Source organism: Fusobacterium sp. FSA-380-WT-3A (assembly GCF_012843705.1).
GTDB lineage: Bacteria > Fusobacteriota > Fusobacteriia > Fusobacteriales > Fusobacteriaceae > Fusobacterium_B.
This window is the reverse complement of the sequence record NZ_JABAFQ010000001.1, coordinates 152,289-169,260: the sequence shown is the minus strand read 5'-3', so window position 1 is coordinate 169,260 and position 16,972 is coordinate 152,289. Positions and strand designations below refer to the sequence as shown.

Sequence of the window (16,972 nt, the reverse complement as noted above, 5' to 3'; positions counted from 1 at the left end):
TTATTTTTATGAAAGGAGGTTAAATTGGATAGGGTTATTCTTCACTACGACCTTGACGCTTTCTATGCTTCAGTTGAGATTAGAGACAATAAAAAATATCGTGGAAAACCTCTTGTTGTTGCTGGTGGAGTAGTTACAACAGCTAGTTATGAAGCTAGAAAATTTGGTATTCATTCAGCAATGAGTTTATTTGAAGCAAAAAAACTTTGTTCTCATCTAATCGTAGTCCCTCCTGATAAAGATAAATATATAAAAGAATCTGAAAAAATTCACAATTTAGTATTAAAGCTCACACACAAAATAGAATTTATAGCTCTTGATGAAGGGTATATAGATATAACTGAAATTATAGATAAATATACTTCCAAAGAAAAATTTGCAAAATTATTTAGAGAAAGGATTTTTAAACATACAAAACTAACTTGTTCTATTGGAATTGGCTATAATAAACTTTCAGCTAAAACAGCTAGTGATATTAATAAACCAAATGGACAATTTATTTTTAATTCTCAATCAGAATTTATAGAATATATAAAAGATAAAAAAATTAGGAGATTACAAGGAATAGGAGAAAAATTTGAAAAAATTTTAAATAAAGATGGATATTTTTATGTAAAAGACATTTTTCATCTCTCTTTAAAAGAATTGACAACTAAATATGGAAAATCAAGAGGAGAGCTATTATATCTTTCTAGTAGAGGATTAGACTATAGTGAAGTAGAATATGATAGACCAACTCACTCTGTTGGAACTGAAAATACCTATTCTTATCCTTTAAATACAGAGGAAGAATTTAGTATGAAAATAGATGAAGTATTTGAAACATCTTATGAGAGATTAAAAGAAAAAAATTTTTTAACAAAAACTGTAACTATAAAAATAAAATATAGTAATATGAAAGTAATCAGTAAATCTAAAACCCTTTCTTTAGTAACTAATGATAAAGAGCAATTAAAAATCATTGTTGATGATTTATTTAATACTTTAGAAGAAAAAACTGATATAAGACTTTTGGGAGTTTCTTTTAAAAATCTTATAGAATTTTCTTCAAGACAACTTTCTTTTAAAATTTAACTTGTAATATAAATTTAAAGTGATAAAATATCTATATAAAATATTTTATTTATGGAGGAAAATTATGACTTTAGAAGAATTAATGGAATTTAATGCTAAACCAATTACAGAAGAACAACTAGAAGAACTTAAAAATTGTGATTTAGTTGATAATGTTCAAGATAATGGAAATGCTCCTATGTATCCTAATCTTAATTGGTTTGTTATAACTTTAATAAATGGAAAAGAAGTAAATGTTTTTGTTTAAAATTAAAAAAATTTTTTTTAATATTTAGAAAGATTGTTATAAATTATTAATGATAAATAATTTATAGCAATCTTTTTTATATAATAAGAAAATTATAAATTAATTTTTTATTTTTTATGTTAATTTAAAAATAATATATGATAAATTTTACCGGACTAAAAAAAAGTGTTATTTTATTTTTATTTACAATTAATATTTTGTATGATAAAATAAAAATATCATTTTATTTAAAGGAGCTGATATAATAATGACTAAAAATAATTTTTTCCCATTTTTCATTGATTTAACAGGAAAAAATATTTTAGTAATAGGAGCTGGAAAAGTGGCTGCTCGAAAAATCACAACACTTCTCTCTTTGGGAGCTCATATTCTAATCTACACAAAACAAATAAAAGATAAATCTATAACATCTTTTTTATTTGATAAAAAAAATATTCAATTAATTATGAAAGAGATAAAAGAAGAAAATTTTAAAGAATTTATTACAAAAGATGCTTTTATGGTCATAGCTGCTACTGATGATAAAAAATTAAATGAACAAATTACAAATTATTGTAGAGATAACAATATTTTAATAAACAATGTTTCTTCTAATGATAATATGACTGTAAGATTTTGTAGTGTAATTGAAAATCAAAATTATAAGATTGGAATTTCTGCCAATGGAGACCCAAAAAAATCTTTGGTATTAAAGAATAAAATTGAAAAATTTTTAGAAAATAAAAATTAAATTTATTTAACTTGACAAAAAAATTAAAGTGCTATATAATTTAGTTAGATATAAAACTAAATTAAAATTGTAAAACTTCAGGGCAGGGTGAAATTCCCGATCGGCGGTAAAGTCCGCGAGTGTTATCACTGACTTGGTGAAATTCCAAGACCGACAGTATAGTCTGGATGGAAGAAGATTACAAAGTACATAATTTATAAATCATTAAATAAATTTTATATTTATTATATTCTTTATTTATTTGTATACTTTGTTATAAATGCCCGAAAGTTGATTTCGGGTTTTTCTTTTTCCCTGTAAGTTTCAAAAAAACAGGAGGAAATAATGAGAGTTTTAGAAGGAAATTTTGATGGAAAAGGATTAAAAATAGGAATAGTTGCTGGAAGATTTAATGAGTTTATCACTTCAAAATTAGTTAGTGGAGCTAATGATGCTTTAAAAAGACATGGAGTTAATGATGATGATATTACTCTTGCTTGGGTTCCAGGAGCTTTTGAAATTCCTGTAGTAGTTCAAAAAATGGCTGAATCAGGAAAATATGATGCTATTCTTGCTTTAGGAGCTGTAATAAAAGGAGCTACACCTCACTTTGATTATGTGTGTGCTGAAGTTTCTAAAGGATGTGCTACTATATCTTTAAAGACAAATATACCTATTATGTTTGGAGTTCTTACTACTAACAGTATTGAAGAAGCTATTGAAAGAGCTGGAACTAAAGCTGGAAATAAAGGATTTGATGTAGCAAATGGTGCTATAGAAATGTGCAACTTATTAAAGGGGATGTAATAATGGATACTAAATATATGGAATTAGCTCTTGAACTTGCTGTAAAAGGAAAAGGTCAAGTTAATCCAAATCCATTAGTAGGAGCAGTAGTTGTAAAAGATGGAGAAATAGTAGGTAAGGGATATCATAAATATTATGGTGGTCCTCATGCTGAAGTTTATGCCCTAGATGAAGCTGGGGAAAAGGCTAATGGAGCTACTTTATATGTAACTTTAGAACCTTGTTCTCATCATGGTAAAACTCCACCTTGTGTTGATAAAATAAAAAAAATGAAAATAAAAAGATGTGTAATTGCTGTTCTTGACCCAAACCCTCTAGTAGCAGGTAGAGGAAAAAGAATTCTTGAAGAAGCTGGAATAGAAGTTGTTGTCGGTGTCTTACAAGAAAAAGCATTAGAAATAAATAAAGTTTTTTTCAAATATATTCAAACAGGTAAACCTTATCTTTTCTTAAAATGTGCCATAACTTTAGATGGAAAAATTGCTACATCTTTTGGAGATTCTAAATGGATTACAAATGAAAAATCAAGAGAAAAAGTGCAATATTTAAGAAATGAATATACTGGAATAATGGTTGGAGTTAATACTCTTATAAAAGATAATCCTAGATTAAATTCTAGAATTGAAAATGGAAGAAATCCATATAGAATAGTTATTGACCCACATTTAAGAACACCTTTAGATGATTGTCATTTTATAGAATATGAAGATTCAAAAAGTATAATAGTTACATCTATTGAAAATACAAAAAGTAATAATAAAAATGTTTTAAGTTATCAAAGACTTTTAGATAGAGGAATAAAATTTATTTTATTAGATGGATATGATTTTTCTGTAGATGAGGTATTAGATAAACTTGGAGAGATGAAAATAGATTCTGTTTTATTAGAAGGTGGTTCTCATCTAATTTCTAGAGCTTTTAAAGAGGATAGAATAGATGGTGGCGAGATATTTATTGCACCTAAAATTTTAGGTGGTGGACTTTCTTTTATAGATGGATTTAGTTTTAGAGAAATAAAAGATTGTTTTCATTTAGAAAATACAAAATATAATATTATAGATGATAATGTATCTATTGAATTTCATAAAAATATAAATAATAGCCTTAAGGTAGGTGATTAATATTTTTACTGGATTAATTGAAGAAATGGGACAAGTTTTATCTATAACAAATGGAGATAAATCTGTTCAATTAAAAATTAAATGTAATAAAGTATTAGAGGGGGCAAAATTAGGAGATAGTATTGCTACTAATGGTACTTGTCTTACTGCTATTGAAATAGGAAAAGATTATTTTGTAGCTGATTGTATGCATGAAACTATAAAAAGAACTAATCTAAAAAGATTAAAACCAGGAAATATGGTAAATCTTGAAAAATCTATAACTCTTTCTACTCCACTTGGTGGACATTTAGTTACAGGTGATGTAGATTGTGAGGGAATAATCATATCTATCGAACAAGATGGTATTGCAAAAATTTATACTTTTGAAATTGAACATAGATTTATGAAATATGTTGTAGAAAAAGGTAGAGTTAGTATAGATGGAGCTAGTCTTTCTATAGTTGGTCATAAAGATAATACTTTATCAGTTTCTTTAATCCCACATACTCAAGAGATGATTACATTAGGAAAAAAGAAAGTTGGAGATTATGTAAATATAGAAACTGATTTAATAGGAAAACATATTGAAAGACTTCTAAATTTTAAAGAAGAAAAAGAGGAAAAATCAAAACTAGATTTGAATTTTTTAGCTAAACATGGATTTTTCTAAAATTTTAAGGAGGAACAAATGCTTAATACAATAGAAGAAGCTCTTCAAGATTTAAGAGATGGAAAAATAATTATTGTTGTTGATGATGAAAATAGAGAAAATGAAGGAGATGTTATCTGTGCTGCTGAGTTTGCCACATTAGAAAATGTAAATTTTATGGCTACTCATGCAAAAGGACTTATTTGTATGCCTATGTCTGATTATTACATAAAAAAATTAGATTTACCTCAAATGGTAACTAATAATACAGATAATCACTGTACAGCTTTTACTGTATCTATAGACCATATAGATACTACAACAGGAATTTCTGCTTATGAGCGTTCTGTTACAGCTATGAAAGTTGTTGATGAAAATTCAAAACCAAGTGATTTCAGAAGACCTGGACATATGTTTCCATTAAGAGCTCTTCCAAAAGGTGTACTTGAAAGAGATGGACATACAGAAGCTACTGTTGATTTAATGAGACTTGCTGGACTAAAAGAAGTTGGACTTTGTTGTGAAATTATGAAAGAAGATGGAATGATGTCTAGATTAGATGATTTATTAGAATTTGCTAGAATTCATAATTTAAAAATAATTTCTATAGAAGACTTAATTCATTATAGAAAAGTTCATGATGAGTTAGTAAAAGTAGAATGTTCAGCAAAACTTCCTACTGATTCTGGTACTTTTGAATTAGTTGGATTTGATAATCAATTAGATGGGAAAGAACATATTGCTTTAGTTAAAGGTGACGTTTCTGGAAAAGAAAATGTACTAGTAAGAATTCACTCTGAATGTTTCACAGGAGATATTTTAGGTTCTTATAGATGTGATTGTGGTTCTCAATTAAAAAGAGCTATGAGAGAAATTGATGCTAAAGGTGAAGGAATAATTTTATACCTTAGACAAGAGGGAAGAGGAATTGGACTTATTAATAAAATAAAAGCTTATAAATTACAAGATAATGGTTATGATACTGTTGAAGCTAATCTTGCTCTTGGATTTGGAGAAGATGAAAGAGATTATGCAGTAGCAGCTCAAATGTTAAAAGCTTTAGGTGTAAAATCTGTAACTCTTATGACAAATAACCCTGCTAAAATCTCAGGACTTGAAAGCTATGGAGTTAAAGTTGAAAAGAGAGCTGAAATAGAAATAGCTCCTAATAATGTTAATGAAAAATACTTAAGAACTAAATTTGAAAAAATGGGGCATAAACTTCATTTTGATTGTTGTAAAGAAAATAAATAAAATAAATTCTATCTATCCTATAAAAATCTTTTACGAAAATTGTTCGTAAAAGATTTTTTTTATATTTTTATTGACAAATTATAAAAAAAGTTGTATATATGTATCGTGACAAAAATTATAGGGAGGAAAAAGATGGCAAGATATATTTTAAACGAAACTAGTTATTTTGGTTTAGGAAGTAGAGAAAATTTAGCTCTAGAAATTCAAGCTAGAGGATATAAAAAAGCTCTACTTGTAAGTGACAAAATTCTTGAAAGTTGTGGGGTTGTTGATAAGGTAAAATCTGTTTTAGAGGGAGCTAATATTCCTTATGAAATATTTACAGAAATTAAACAAAATCCAACAGTAAAAAATTGTAAAGATGGATTAGAAGCTTTTAATAAATCAGGAGCTGATTTTTTAGTGGCTGTAGGTGGTGGTTCTGTTATAGATACAGCTAAGGCTATTGGAATTGTTAAAAATAATCCAGAATTTGCTGATATAAAATCATTAGAAGGAGTGGCTCCTACTCATACTAAATCTGTACCTATTATTGCTTTACCTACTACTTGTGGAACTGCTGCTGAAGTAACAATTAACTATGTAATTACTTTAGAAGATGAAAACAGAAAAATAGTTTGTGTAGACCCAAAAGATATTCCGTTAGTTGCCATTGTTGATGCTGAACTTATGTTAACAATGCCTAATAAGACAATAGCAGCTACAGGAATGGATGCTCTAACTCATGCTATAGAGGGATATATTACTAAAGGAGCTCATGTAATATCTGATATGTTTGAGTTAAAAGCTATAGAATTAATAGCTAAACATTTAAGAGGAGCTGTTGTTGATAAAAATTTAGTTGATATGGAAGGAATGAGTATAGCTCAATATGTAGCTGGTATGGGATTCTCTAATGTAGGATTAGGAATCGTTCACTCAATGGCTCATCCATTAGGTGCCGTTTATGATATTCCTCACGGAGTAGCCAATGCATTATTATTACCAACAGTTATGGAATTTAATATGAGTGCTTGTATAGATAAATATGGAGATATTGCAAAAGCTATGGGTGTTGATACTACAGGAATGACTAAAGAAGAAATTGCTCAAAGTGCTGTTAATGCTGTAAGAAAACTGGCTATTGATGTTGGAATTCCTCAAACTTTAAGAGAAATAAATATTCCTGAAGAGGGATTACCAAAATTATCTAAAGATGCTTTAGCTGATGTATGTACTGGTGGAAATCCAAAAGATGTAGTTTTGTCTGATATAGAGGCTCTTTATAAAAAAGTTTATTAAATGTTAAAAAAGCTCGAGAAAGTTTTCTCGAGCTTTTTCTTAGTTTATTTTATCTATATCCTTCATCTCTATTCCCTTATGAAATACTCTTTGATTTGAACTTCCACGAAGCTTTAATCTTAAATCCTTTTTATCAATTTCAAATCTTCCTTCTATAAGGTAATCAATAATACTTGGGTCTATCCATTCTTTTATTTCTTCTATTGTATATCCTGTCCATAAATAAATATTTTTATTAGTTTTTTCTTTTATAAAATGGATTAACTCTATGACCTCTTCTCTATTTTTAAAATATAAAGGGTCTCCACCTAAAAAAGTTACATTTTTCCAACGAGAATTAAGAATAAGTTCTTTTATATCCTCCATCTCATACTCCTGTCCACTTTCATAATCCCAAGTATTTTGTGAAAAACATCCTTTACAATAATGGTCACATCCTGCAAAGTAAAATGTTAAAGTAAACCCTGTCATACTATTAATTGGGTCATTTTCTACTACTGATATTATTTTCATTTTTCCTCACTAGAACTTTCTTATAGATTTTCCTAAATTAGAATTCATAATTTTTCCATTTTCTAGAGCAATCTCTCCATTAATCAATACATATACTATACCATCTGGTAATAATTCTGTATTTTCAAAAGTTGCATAATCACGAATATCTTCTAAAGAAAAAATAGTAATGTCTGCATCAGAACCAATAGATAAATTTCCTTTATTAATTCCTAAAATTTCTGCAGGTTTTGAAGTCATTTTTTCAATTGCTTCATATAAATCAAGAACTTTAGCATCTCTTGAATATTTTCCTAAAACTTTAGGGAAAGTTCCTGTTGCTCTAGGATGTCCAATATTTTTAGCATTAAGTATTCCGTCGCTTCCTATAACTGTGTAAGGATAAGATAATGCTTTTTCCATATCTTTTTCATTGATAGTATAAGCTATTATCATTGTATCAGGTGCTTCTTCCCTTAAAGTGTTGAAAAATTCTTCAGTACATCTTTTTCCTCTATATTTTCCTTCCATAACCTCTAATTTATCATATGTGATATTATATCTTTCTAAGAATCCTTCATCAAATGTAATAGAACCTATTTTAGCACTGAAAGCTGTATAAGGGTAACAATCACAATATACATTTATTCCCTCTTCTCTTTTTTTATCTAACATTTCTAAAGCTTTATCCATTTGACCAAATCCAGCCATACTTCCAATATGTGATACTACATAATTAGCTTTTACATAGTTACCTAAATCTAAAAACTCTTCTATTGCATTAAATATATTTTTAGCATCTTCTCTTAAATGTGCTGATATAACTTTATGTTGTCCTAATCTTCCAAGAGTTGTCATCTCATTGAAATCTATTCCAGGAACATATCTAAGTCCAAAACTAATTCCCAGTAATCCTGTATCTTTCATCATTTTTTTACCTATCTCATACATTTCTTCCACTTGGTCATTTTCAAGACTTACATATCTGTCAACACCAATTTTTTGTCTTAGTATCCCATGAGGTAATAACATTCCAAAGTTAATAGGATGTCCTTCATCTACTCCATCTAAAAACTCCTTTGGATTAGAAACTCCTATTCCTGAGTTTCCACCTATTCCTGTAGTAACTCCCATTGATAACATTCTTTTAAATATTTCTCTATCTGGTGTTGTTCCATCAGTTAAAACTTCATGCATATCAATATCTATAAATCCTGGGCAAACACACATTCCCATAGCATCTATTTCATTATCTCCTATTAACACTTCATGAGATAATTCTACTATTTTTCCATTTTCTATTGCAATATTTAGTGGTTCATACACACTATTTTTTGGGTCTATAACTAATCCGTGATTTATTACTGTTCTCATATCCTAATTTTAAGTTACATTTTTATCTTGTAACTTTCCTCCCTTCTTTATTTATTTGTATATCTAAGTTGTATTATAAAATAATTATATCATATTTTAATAATTTCCGCATATTGTTTTTTTTACTTATTCTATTTCTATAAATACATCATTGGCTACCAAATCTTCAAAAGATTCTCTTTTAATTGATAAATAAGATTTCCCATCTTTTACAAACACAACTGCTGGTCTTGTAGCTTTATTGTAATTACTTGACATTGAATATCCATAAGCTCCAGTTGTAGGGACAAATATATAATCTCCTTCTGAAGCTTTGGCTATTTTCATATCTTTTCCTATTAAATCTCCAGACTCACAACATTTTCCTGCAATAGTAACTATATCATTTTCTTCTTGATTAAGTTTATTAGCAACAATAGCTTCATATTTAGCTTGATATAAAGCTGGTCTTATATTATCTGTCATTCCTCCATCAATAAACACATATTTAACTCCACCATATGTATTTTTTATGCCACCAACTGTATATAAAGTTCCCCCAGCATTTCCCACAATACTTCTTCCAGGTTCTATAGAAACTTTCTTTAAAGTCATATTTTCTTTTTCTAAAGTTTTTTCAATATGTTCTATCATAGATTTCATAAATTTTTCAATATCTACTTCTACATCTCCATCAACATAATAAACTCCAAAACCTCCACCTAAATTCATTTCAGGAATTTCCATATTAAATCTTTCTGATATTTTTTTAGTAAACATTATCATTGTTTCAATCCCCTCATGAAAAGCTTTAGTATCAAATATTTGTGAACCTATGTGACAATGAAATCCTAAAAATTCTAAACTTTCATAAGAAAGAATTTTCTCTACTATACTATAAATATTTTCATCAAATATAGATTCTCCAAACTTAGAACTATGTTTTGATGTTCTTATATATTCATGGGTATGAGCATCTATTCCTATATTTATTCTTAACATGACTCTTATTTTTTTATTTTTTTCTTTAGCTAAAGTTCCTAATTTATCTATTTCACTTATATTATCTAATATTACTATTCCAATTCCCCAATCAAGACACATTTCAAGCTCTTCTATACTTTTATTATTTCCATGCATATGGACTCTATTCATAGGAAATTTTGAAACTTTTATAGAATATAATTCTCCACCAGAAACTGCATCTATACTTAATCCATACTTCTCAACTATTTGGCACATAGCTTTCGATAAAAAAGCTTTTGAAGCATAGACTACTTCTGTTTCAAATTTTTCCGATTTAAAATTTTCTATATATTTTTTTATATTACTTTCTATCAATTCTTGGTCCATAACATATAATGGAGTTTTATACTCCTTTGCAAGTTTTTCTACTGATACTCCACCTATCTCAAGAATTCCATTATTATTTTTCATTGTTCCAAAATATCTCATAAAACTTCCTCCAAAATTTTCATAAAAAAAGACAGTCTTTTCAATTTCAGACTGTCTTTAGTAACCTATTAAAAATAATTACTTATATTTTAGATAACTTACTTGATAGCCCTCCATTGAAATTTCAATGACAGTAAAATAGATATTATCTAATTTACCAATAAAAATGTTTTGACTTTCATTTTTATTTCGGCAAAATCTCCTTTCAAATTATTCTCCGTTTGTCAAACTAAAATAATTTTACTCTTATCATTTGCTCCTCTATCTTTTTAAATTCTTTTACATAAAAGTATATCTAAATTTTATTAATTTGTATAATATAAATTATAAATATTTTTTATATAATCTATTTATTATTTTACATGAATAGCTCTATTTTTTATCTCTTTCATTCTTCCTTCTAAGGCGTGAGTAATATTATAATTTGAAATATATCCACAACATCTTCTTTGAATTTTCATTTTCATTCCCTCTTCATTACCACATTGAGGACATTTATATTTTGCTGTATGTTCGTCATAAGAGATTTCTCCTGTATATCCACATTCAAAACACACATCTGATACTGTATTTACTGCAAAATATTCTATTCCTTTATCATGAGCATATTTCATAAGTTCTAATATTGCATCAGAGTTATAAGTTTTTCCTCCATTTTCAACATACATTATGTTTCCTCCATTACAATATTTAATAAATGGAGCTTCTGTATCTATTTTATCAAAAGCATCTATTGGTAACTCTGATGAGAAATGGAAAGAATTTGTATAATATTCTCTTTTTAATAACCATTCAGGCATTACATCACTATAATTTTTCTTATCTGCATTAAAGAATGTTGCTATACTAGCTTCTGCTGGAGTTCCATAAACTGATACAGGTAATCCAGTTTCCTCTTTTATTTCATCAGCTTGTCTTCTTATTTCTTTCATTATTCTAAGACCTAATTCTTTTCCAGCTGGCTTTGATATGTTTTGTTTATCATCAGTAAGTATTCTTACACAATCATCTATTCCTAAAAATCCATATGACACAGAAGCTCTATCAGATTTTAATAATTTTTCTACTGTTTCATCTGGTTGTAATCTAGCAATAGCTCCATATTGGAATAATATAGGTGCTTGTTTAGCTTTTAACTTTCTAACATTTTCATATCTTTTTAAAATTCCTAATTTCATAAGAGATTTTTTCTCTTCTAGTAATTTCATAAATGTTTCTACTACATCAGTTTCCTTATGTCTTAAAGCTTCTAGAGATATTTGAGGTAAATTTAATGTTATAACACCAAAATTAAATCTTCCATATTGTTGATATTTTTCATTTTCTTTAAATTCATGATTTACTCTTGAACGACAACCCATTCTAGCATAATATTTTCCTGCATCATAATCTTCTTTAGAGTAGAATAATAAATCTGGATAATATGTATGTGCTATACATTTAGATACTTCTTTAGTTATATAATAATATGGGTCTCCCTCTTTTAAGTTGTACCCATCTACAACTATATAAGATAATTTAGGGAAGATTGCTGGTATTTTTAAAGCTCCCAATCCTGTTTGTCTAACTTTTAAATAAGCAAGTATTATTTGCTCTGATTCCCAAGAAGTAGGAACATTAAAAGTTATTGTTGAAAATGGAGTTTGAGAAGCTGAACCTAAAATACTATTTGTTTGATACTCAAATAATTGACAAGCATCATAAATTTCTTTTGCAGTTTTCTTAATAACTTTTTCAAATACTTTAGGATATTTTGCTTTTAATTCTTCATTAGCTGAATCTAATTCTAATACATCATCATATTCTTTTTCAAATAGGAATTCAAAATAATCATTGAAGTTTTTAACAAAGTTTTTCTTTGCATATTTAGCAAAAACTTCGTTAAAGTTAGGTATAGAGTTTCCTCCATATTGTTGTGAACTAACACTAGCCATTATTTGCATTGCAATATTCATAGCTGTTCCAACTGATTTAGGAGTTTCTACATCAGTATTAGTTATTCTAGTTCCATGGTCTAACATATCTTCTACATTAATTAAACAACAGTTTGTTAACTCTTTTTCTACATCTGAATCATGCCAGTGAATAGTTTTCTTTCTATGAGCTTCGTACAATTCTTTTCCAATAGATTTCTCTACATTAAATCTAAAGTACTCTCCTGATATTAAATCTCTAGCAACTGATGGTAAAGTAGAATTTTTATTTGAATTTTCTCTATCACCATTTTCTAATATTCCTTCTATTCTTTGGAATAAACTATCAGTTTCTTTTAGTCTCGCTTCACTTCTTTTTGTTCTGTATCTTTCAAATTTTTGTGCTTGACAAAAATATCCAAAGTCACACAATGTTTTAAATACAATATCTTGTATTTCTTCAATATCTATTTTTTCTTTATTCATAAGTTTAATTTTATTTAATATATGGTCTAACATTTCTACAAGAACAGCTTCATTTTTAAAAGGCATCTCCTTATGAACTTTCTGTAAAACTATAAATATTTTATCTTTATTAAATGCTACTACATCTCCATTACGTTTAATAACTTTCATATTGACCCCCATATCCTATTTTAGTTCAATTTTTATAGTAATTTATTTTATCTTTTTTGCTCTAATATAATAGCATATATTGTGTTTTTTATCAACGTCTTTTCACTAGATATTGTGATTTTTTATCAATTATTCCTTTATTTTCAACGGTTTTAATAATCATTCTTTTTTTATATAGAAATCTAATCAAAAAATATATTTGACGACTTTTCTCTTTACTTATACGCTAATTTAAATATTTCTATATTTTTTATAAAATAACTATATATAGTGGTATTTTTTTCCAAAATAATACAATATCTATTTTTTTATAAAAAAGAAGTATTACAAAATGTAATACCTCTAATTATTTTATCTAGCTATTAAATTATTTAATTTTTCAGCAAATTCTACTGGATTTTCTATTTGTAATCCTTCTACTAATAAAGATTGGTTATATAATACATATAATAAATCTTTTAATTGATTTTCATCAGTAGTATTTTTTATTTTTTCAAACAATGGATGTGCTGGATTAAATTCTAATATTTTTTGAGCCTTTATATTTTCGTTTCCTGGAATTTCTGATAATGTTTTTTCCATCTCAAGAGAAATTTCACCTTTTGAAGCAAGTCCAACAGCTCCACTTCCTAAATTATTATTAAGTCTTACCTCTTCTATTTTTTCACCTAATAAATTTTTAATTTTTTCTAATAAAGGCTTATTTTCTTTTTCTAAATTTTCTCTTGTTTCTTTTTCTTTTTCATCTTCTAAATTAGATAAATCAGAATCGTTTATAGATTTAAATTGTTTTCCATCATAATTCATAAGAGTTTTTAAAGTGAACTCATCTATTCTATCTATTAAGTATAATACTTCAAATCCTTTATCTTTAAACACTTTTACTTTTGGTAAAACTTTTAAGAACTCTTCATTTTCTCCTGTTACATAATAGATTTCTTTTTGGTCTTCTTTCATTCTTTCAACATATTCTTTTAATGTTATATATTTATTTTCAAAAGATGATTTAAAAATTAATAAATCTTGTAATTTTTCTTTATTTATTCCAAACATATCTTGTACACCAAATTTTATTGTGCGTCCAAAAGCTTCCCATAAAGTTATATATTTTTCTCTATCATCTTTTATTAATTTTTTCAATTCAGTTTCTATTTTTTTCTCTATATTTTTAGAAATTTTTATAAGTTCATTATCTTGTTGTAATATCTCTCTTGAAATATTTAAAGAAAGATTATCTGTATCAACTATTCCTTTCATAAAACTAAAATATTCTGGAATTAGGCTTTCAGCATTTTCCATTATAAATACATTTTTTGTATATAATTGTAACCCTCTTTTATAATCTCTTGTATAGAAATCCATAGGAGTTCTTTTTGGAATATAAATAAGTGCTGTATATTCTAATGACCCTTGTACTTTTAAATGTAAATGTAATAATGGGTCTTCATGGTCATAGAAAGTATTTTTATAAAATTCATTATATTGTTCTTCTGTAATATCTTTTTTATCTTTTTTCCATAGAGGTGTTTCATCATTTAGTTTATCTTCACCAAAATATATTGGATATTTTATAGAATTTGAATGTTTTTTAACTATTGTTCTTATTTTATAATCTTCTAAAAATTCTTTTGATTCTTCATTAATAGTTAAAATAATTCTAGTTCCTCTTTTTAAATCTTCTAAGTTTTCTATCTCTTCTATTTCATAAGTTCCATCACCTTTAGATGCCCATTTAATAGTTACATCACTATAAGGAGATTTTGTATATAATGTTATATCACTAGACACCATAAATGCTGAATAGAATCCAACTCCAAATTGTCCAATTATATCTAACTGTTCATTTTCTTTTGCTTCCTTAAATTTTTCTATAAAAGCTTTTGAACCTGATTTTGCTATTGTACCGATATTTTCATTGACTTCTTCAAAAGTCATTCCTATACCAGTATCCTCTATAATTAATTGGTTTTTTTCTTTATCAATTTTTATCTCTATTTTAAAATCTTTAGAATCTTTTAAAAGTTCTGTATCTGTTAAAGATTTAAATTTTAATTTATCTATAGCATCACTTGCATTTGATATTAATTCTCTTAAAAAGATTTCTTTATTTGTATATATTGAATGTATCATAAGATTTAATAATTCTTTTGTTTCTGCTTGGAAATTTTCTGTTTGTTTTCTCATTTTTTCCTCCTAAATAATATTAGCACTCGTTTATATAGGTTGCTAATTCTCTAATATTAAAAATATCATATTTAATATCATTTGTCAAGATTTTTCATAATTTTTTTTATTTTTAGAAAAAATATAATTTTTTACAGTCAAATTTAACATATAATTATTTTATAAGGGTGATTTTATGGATAAAGGAGAGATTTTTATGGAAGAAAAATTATATAGAAATTTAGATATCTTAGAAGCTTATATTGGTACTCCTGATAAATTTCAATGGTATGAAAAAGCTTTTGATAAATATGATGTTAATGGTATAGAAAAAATAGCTTGGAACTGGTCTTGGTACGCTTTTTTCTCTACTCCTATTTATCTGCTTTATAGGAAATGTTATATAGAGGGAATTATTCTTTGGAGTCTCCAACTTTTTACAAATTTATTTGTAGGAGGTGTGGGATTTATTCTTTCAATAATTTTAGCAGGAATAGCTCCTATGTTTGTTTTTAAAAGATATAAAAGAATTGTAAAACAAATTCAAGAAGCAGAGGATAATCCTAATTTAAGAATTGAAATGGCTAGAGATTTAGGAGGAGTTAATAAAACTGCAAGAAATTTAGGAATTCTTTTTCAAATAATCTTACTATTTACTTTATTTCTTTCTTTAATATTTTATTTTGGAACTATGGCTTCTGTAGTTAATTACTATTATTAAAGAATCTAATAAAATCACAATTTTTTAATAAAATTTGAGCTGTTACATTTATTAATAATAAATCTGTAACAGCTCTTTTATTTTATAATCTTATATTTAATTCTTTATTATAAATTTTTATTTTTTTCAAATTAGTATTGTCAAAAGTATAATCTACTTCTATTTCACTATTTTTTAATAAATTCACATCACTAATCCTTTTACTGGAAAATACTTTATCTTTATTTTTAGCAACAGCAAAAAGATTTTCTGATTTATCTAAATTTACTATTCTCAAAATTTTATTACTTTTATTTTTATAATTAATTGTTATTACAGTAGAATTTTTAGTATTTTTTATGGCTGTTACTTCTATATCCACATACTCTTTAAAAGTTTTTGGATTATCTATTGTAACAATCATTTTTTTACCTTTTTCAATTCCTTGATCTATTCCCTGTTTTATTCCTGTTGCAACTTCTTTACTTCCTTCTACTGCTGTTGAAACTATACTAGAAACTGTATCTGAAAATTCATTATTTGCTCCAAAAGATACTGCAGTTATTAAAAATAATCCAAATATTAATTTTTTCATAAATTTACCTCCTTAAGAAATAACATATCACCATTTAGACTTAATTTTAATATTTTTTTCTAAAAATATTTTCAGTTATCTTATAATCCTACTCCAATTCCTACTCCTCTACTTTTTGATTTAGTTTTAGAAGTTGTCACAGTATGATTTACAATTTCACCATTATTATTTATTTTAGTTTCAGAGTTAACTTTTGTATCTGTAGTAGATTTTGTATTTATTATAGCTTCATTAAATTCTATTCCATAAGTGTTATATAATCCAGAAGCTATAAGAACATTTAATATAAATCCTGTTTTTTCAGCTACAGTTTTATTCTTAGAGACTTCTTGTTGTTTATCATCGTTTGTATTAGTATTACTACATCCTATCAAGCATAAAATAATTCCTAATAAAATAATTAGTTTTTTCATAAATCACTTCCTTTTTTTAATTTTCTTAATACAATATTGTAATTTTAAATTCATATTTTGTCAATATTTTATTTTATAATTTTTTTTATTTTTCCATTGATATTTAAAGAAAAACGTGTTATACTTCT

At 26.3% G+C, this 16,972-nt stretch carries 16 protein-coding genes and 2 riboswitches; of the genes, 9 read left to right on the top strand and 7 right to left on the bottom strand.

Annotated elements, in window-relative coordinates; genetic code table 11:
• Window positions 1-24 precede the first annotated feature (24 nt).
• From dinB to fucO, 8 genes are all read left to right on the top strand, one after another.
• Entirely contained in the window at window positions 25-1,074 is a 1,050-nt protein-coding gene (dinB, locus tag HF862_RS00760; RefSeq protein WP_170186014.1) for a DNA polymerase IV, read from the top strand.
• Between the two features lie 64 nt (window positions 1,075-1,138).
• Window positions 1,139-1,321 (top strand): hypothetical protein, encoded by a 183-nt coding sequence (locus HF862_RS00755; RefSeq protein WP_170186013.1) that lies wholly within the window; start codon window positions 1,139-1,141, stop codon window positions 1,319-1,321.
• A gap of 247 nt (window positions 1,322-1,568) precedes the next feature.
• Window positions 1,569-2,051 (top strand): bifunctional precorrin-2 dehydrogenase/sirohydrochlorin ferrochelatase, encoded by a 483-nt coding sequence (locus HF862_RS00750; protein WP_170186012.1) that lies wholly within the window; start codon window positions 1,569-1,571, stop codon window positions 2,049-2,051.
• A gap of 69 nt (window positions 2,052-2,120) precedes the next feature.
• A riboswitch (FMN riboswitch) is annotated at window positions 2,121-2,234 on the top strand.
• Between the two features lie 141 nt (window positions 2,235-2,375).
• On the top strand, window positions 2,376-2,837 hold the full coding sequence (gene ribE / locus HF862_RS00745) for a 6,7-dimethyl-8-ribityllumazine synthase (RefSeq protein ID WP_170186011.1): 462 nt from the start codon (window positions 2,376-2,378) through the stop codon (window positions 2,835-2,837).
• Between the two features lie 2 nt (window positions 2,838-2,839).
• The gene (gene ribD, locus HF862_RS00740; RefSeq protein WP_240934730.1) at window positions 2,840-3,958 is read left to right on the top strand and encodes a bifunctional diaminohydroxyphosphoribosylaminopyrimidine deaminase/5-amino-6-(5-phosphoribosylamino)uracil reductase RibD; all 1,119 of its coding nucleotides are present in this window, start codon (window positions 2,840-2,842) and stop codon (window positions 3,956-3,958) included.
• A gap of 1 nt (window position 3,959) precedes the next feature.
• The gene (ribE, locus tag HF862_RS00735) at window positions 3,960-4,610 is read left to right on the top strand and encodes a riboflavin synthase (RefSeq protein ID WP_170186222.1); all 651 of its coding nucleotides are present in this window, start codon (window positions 3,960-3,962) and stop codon (window positions 4,608-4,610) included.
• A gap of 18 nt (window positions 4,611-4,628) precedes the next feature.
• Complete coding sequence (locus HF862_RS00730) at window positions 4,629-5,843, top strand: bifunctional 3,4-dihydroxy-2-butanone-4-phosphate synthase/GTP cyclohydrolase II (RefSeq protein WP_170186010.1); 1,215 nt, start codon at window positions 4,629-4,631, stop codon at window positions 5,841-5,843.
• 132 nt (window positions 5,844-5,975) lie between these two features.
• Window positions 5,976-7,124 (top strand): lactaldehyde reductase, encoded by a 1,149-nt coding sequence (fucO, locus tag HF862_RS00725; RefSeq protein ID WP_170186009.1) that lies wholly within the window; start codon window positions 5,976-5,978, stop codon window positions 7,122-7,124.
• Between the two features lie 39 nt (window positions 7,125-7,163).
• Here fucO and nrdG read toward each other — a convergent pair whose 3' ends face one another.
• From nrdG to htpG, 5 genes are all read right to left on the bottom strand, one after another.
• A complete protein-coding gene (gene nrdG / locus HF862_RS00720; protein ID WP_170186008.1) occupies window positions 7,164-7,637 on the bottom strand; it encodes an anaerobic ribonucleoside-triphosphate reductase activating protein in 474 nt (157 codons plus the stop codon).
• Between the two features lie 9 nt (window positions 7,638-7,646).
• On the bottom strand, window positions 7,647-8,990 hold the full coding sequence (locus HF862_RS00715) for an amidohydrolase family protein (protein ID WP_170186007.1): 1,344 nt from the start codon (window positions 8,988-8,990) through the stop codon (window positions 7,647-7,649).
• Window positions 8,991-9,116: 126 nt separating this feature from the next.
• Window positions 9,117-10,424 carry a diaminopimelate decarboxylase gene (gene lysA, locus HF862_RS00710; RefSeq protein WP_170186006.1) on the bottom strand — a complete coding sequence of 436 codons (1,308 nt, stop codon included), beginning with the start codon at window positions 10,422-10,424 and terminating at the stop codon, window positions 9,117-9,119.
• 98 nt (window positions 10,425-10,522) lie between these two features.
• Window positions 10,523-10,696, bottom strand: a riboswitch (Lysine riboswitch).
• Between the two features lie 81 nt (window positions 10,697-10,777).
• Window positions 10,778-12,973 carry an anaerobic ribonucleoside-triphosphate reductase gene (nrdD, locus tag HF862_RS00705; protein ID WP_170186005.1) on the bottom strand — a complete coding sequence of 732 codons (2,196 nt, stop codon included), beginning with the start codon at window positions 12,971-12,973 and terminating at the stop codon, window positions 10,778-10,780.
• Between the two features lie 351 nt (window positions 12,974-13,324).
• On the bottom strand, window positions 13,325-15,157 hold the full coding sequence (gene htpG, locus HF862_RS00700; protein ID WP_170186004.1) for a molecular chaperone HtpG: 1,833 nt from the start codon (window positions 15,155-15,157) through the stop codon (window positions 13,325-13,327).
• A gap of 196 nt (window positions 15,158-15,353) precedes the next feature.
• Here htpG and HF862_RS00695 point away from each other — a divergent pair, with 196 nt between their 5' ends.
• On the top strand, window positions 15,354-15,857 hold the full coding sequence (locus tag HF862_RS00695; protein ID WP_170186003.1) for a DUF2628 domain-containing protein: 504 nt from the start codon (window positions 15,354-15,356) through the stop codon (window positions 15,855-15,857).
• A gap of 82 nt (window positions 15,858-15,939) precedes the next feature.
• Here the strand turns inward: HF862_RS00695 and HF862_RS00690 are convergent, their stop codons facing one another.
• The gene (locus HF862_RS00690; protein WP_170186002.1) at window positions 15,940-16,431 is read right to left on the bottom strand and encodes a hypothetical protein; all 492 of its coding nucleotides are present in this window, start codon (window positions 16,429-16,431) and stop codon (window positions 15,940-15,942) included.
• Window positions 16,432-16,511: 80 nt separating this feature from the next.
• Window positions 16,512-16,844, bottom strand: a complete 333-nt coding sequence (locus HF862_RS00685; RefSeq protein ID WP_170186001.1) for a hypothetical protein — start codon at window positions 16,842-16,844, stop codon at window positions 16,512-16,514.
• Between the last annotated feature and the right edge of the window lie 128 nt (window positions 16,845-16,972).

What these genes read in the sequence shown, in the direction of transcription:
- HF862_RS00715 (WP_170186007.1), bottom strand. Translation starts at nt 8,990, where the DNA reads ATGAGAACAGTAATAAATCACGGATTAGTTATAGACCCAAAAAATAGT.
- nrdG (WP_170186008.1), bottom strand. Translation starts at nt 7,637, where the DNA reads ATGAAAATAATATCAGTAGTAGAAAATGACCCAATTAATAGTATGACA.
- HF862_RS00695 (WP_170186003.1), top strand. Translation starts at nt 15,354, where the DNA reads ATGGAAGAAAAATTATATAGAAATTTAGATATCTTAGAAGCTTATATT.
- HF862_RS00685 (WP_170186001.1), bottom strand. Translation starts at nt 16,844, where the DNA reads ATGAAAAAACTAATTATTTTATTAGGAATTATTTTATGCTTGATAGGA.
- nrdD (WP_170186005.1), bottom strand. Translation starts at nt 12,973, where the DNA reads ATGAAAGTTATTAAACGTAATGGAGATGTAGTAGCATTTAATAAAGAT.
- HF862_RS00690 (WP_170186002.1), bottom strand. Translation starts at nt 16,431, where the DNA reads ATGAAAAAATTAATATTTGGATTATTTTTAATAACTGCAGTATCTTTT.
- htpG (WP_170186004.1), bottom strand. Translation starts at nt 15,157, where the DNA reads ATGAGAAAACAAACAGAAAATTTCCAAGCAGAAACAAAAGAATTATTA.
- HF862_RS00755 (WP_170186013.1), top strand. Translation starts at nt 1,139, where the DNA reads ATGACTTTAGAAGAATTAATGGAATTTAATGCTAAACCAATTACAGAA.
- HF862_RS00730 (WP_170186010.1), top strand. Translation starts at nt 4,629, where the DNA reads ATGCTTAATACAATAGAAGAAGCTCTTCAAGATTTAAGAGATGGAAAA.
- ribD (WP_240934730.1), top strand. Translation starts at nt 2,840, where the DNA reads ATGGATACTAAATATATGGAATTAGCTCTTGAACTTGCTGTAAAAGGA.
- fucO (WP_170186009.1), top strand. Translation starts at nt 5,976, where the DNA reads ATGGCAAGATATATTTTAAACGAAACTAGTTATTTTGGTTTAGGAAGT.
- ribE (WP_170186011.1), top strand. Translation starts at nt 2,376, where the DNA reads ATGAGAGTTTTAGAAGGAAATTTTGATGGAAAAGGATTAAAAATAGGA.
- HF862_RS00750 (WP_170186012.1), top strand. Translation starts at nt 1,569, where the DNA reads ATGACTAAAAATAATTTTTTCCCATTTTTCATTGATTTAACAGGAAAA.
- lysA (WP_170186006.1), bottom strand. Translation starts at nt 10,424, where the DNA reads ATGAGATATTTTGGAACAATGAAAAATAATAATGGAATTCTTGAGATA.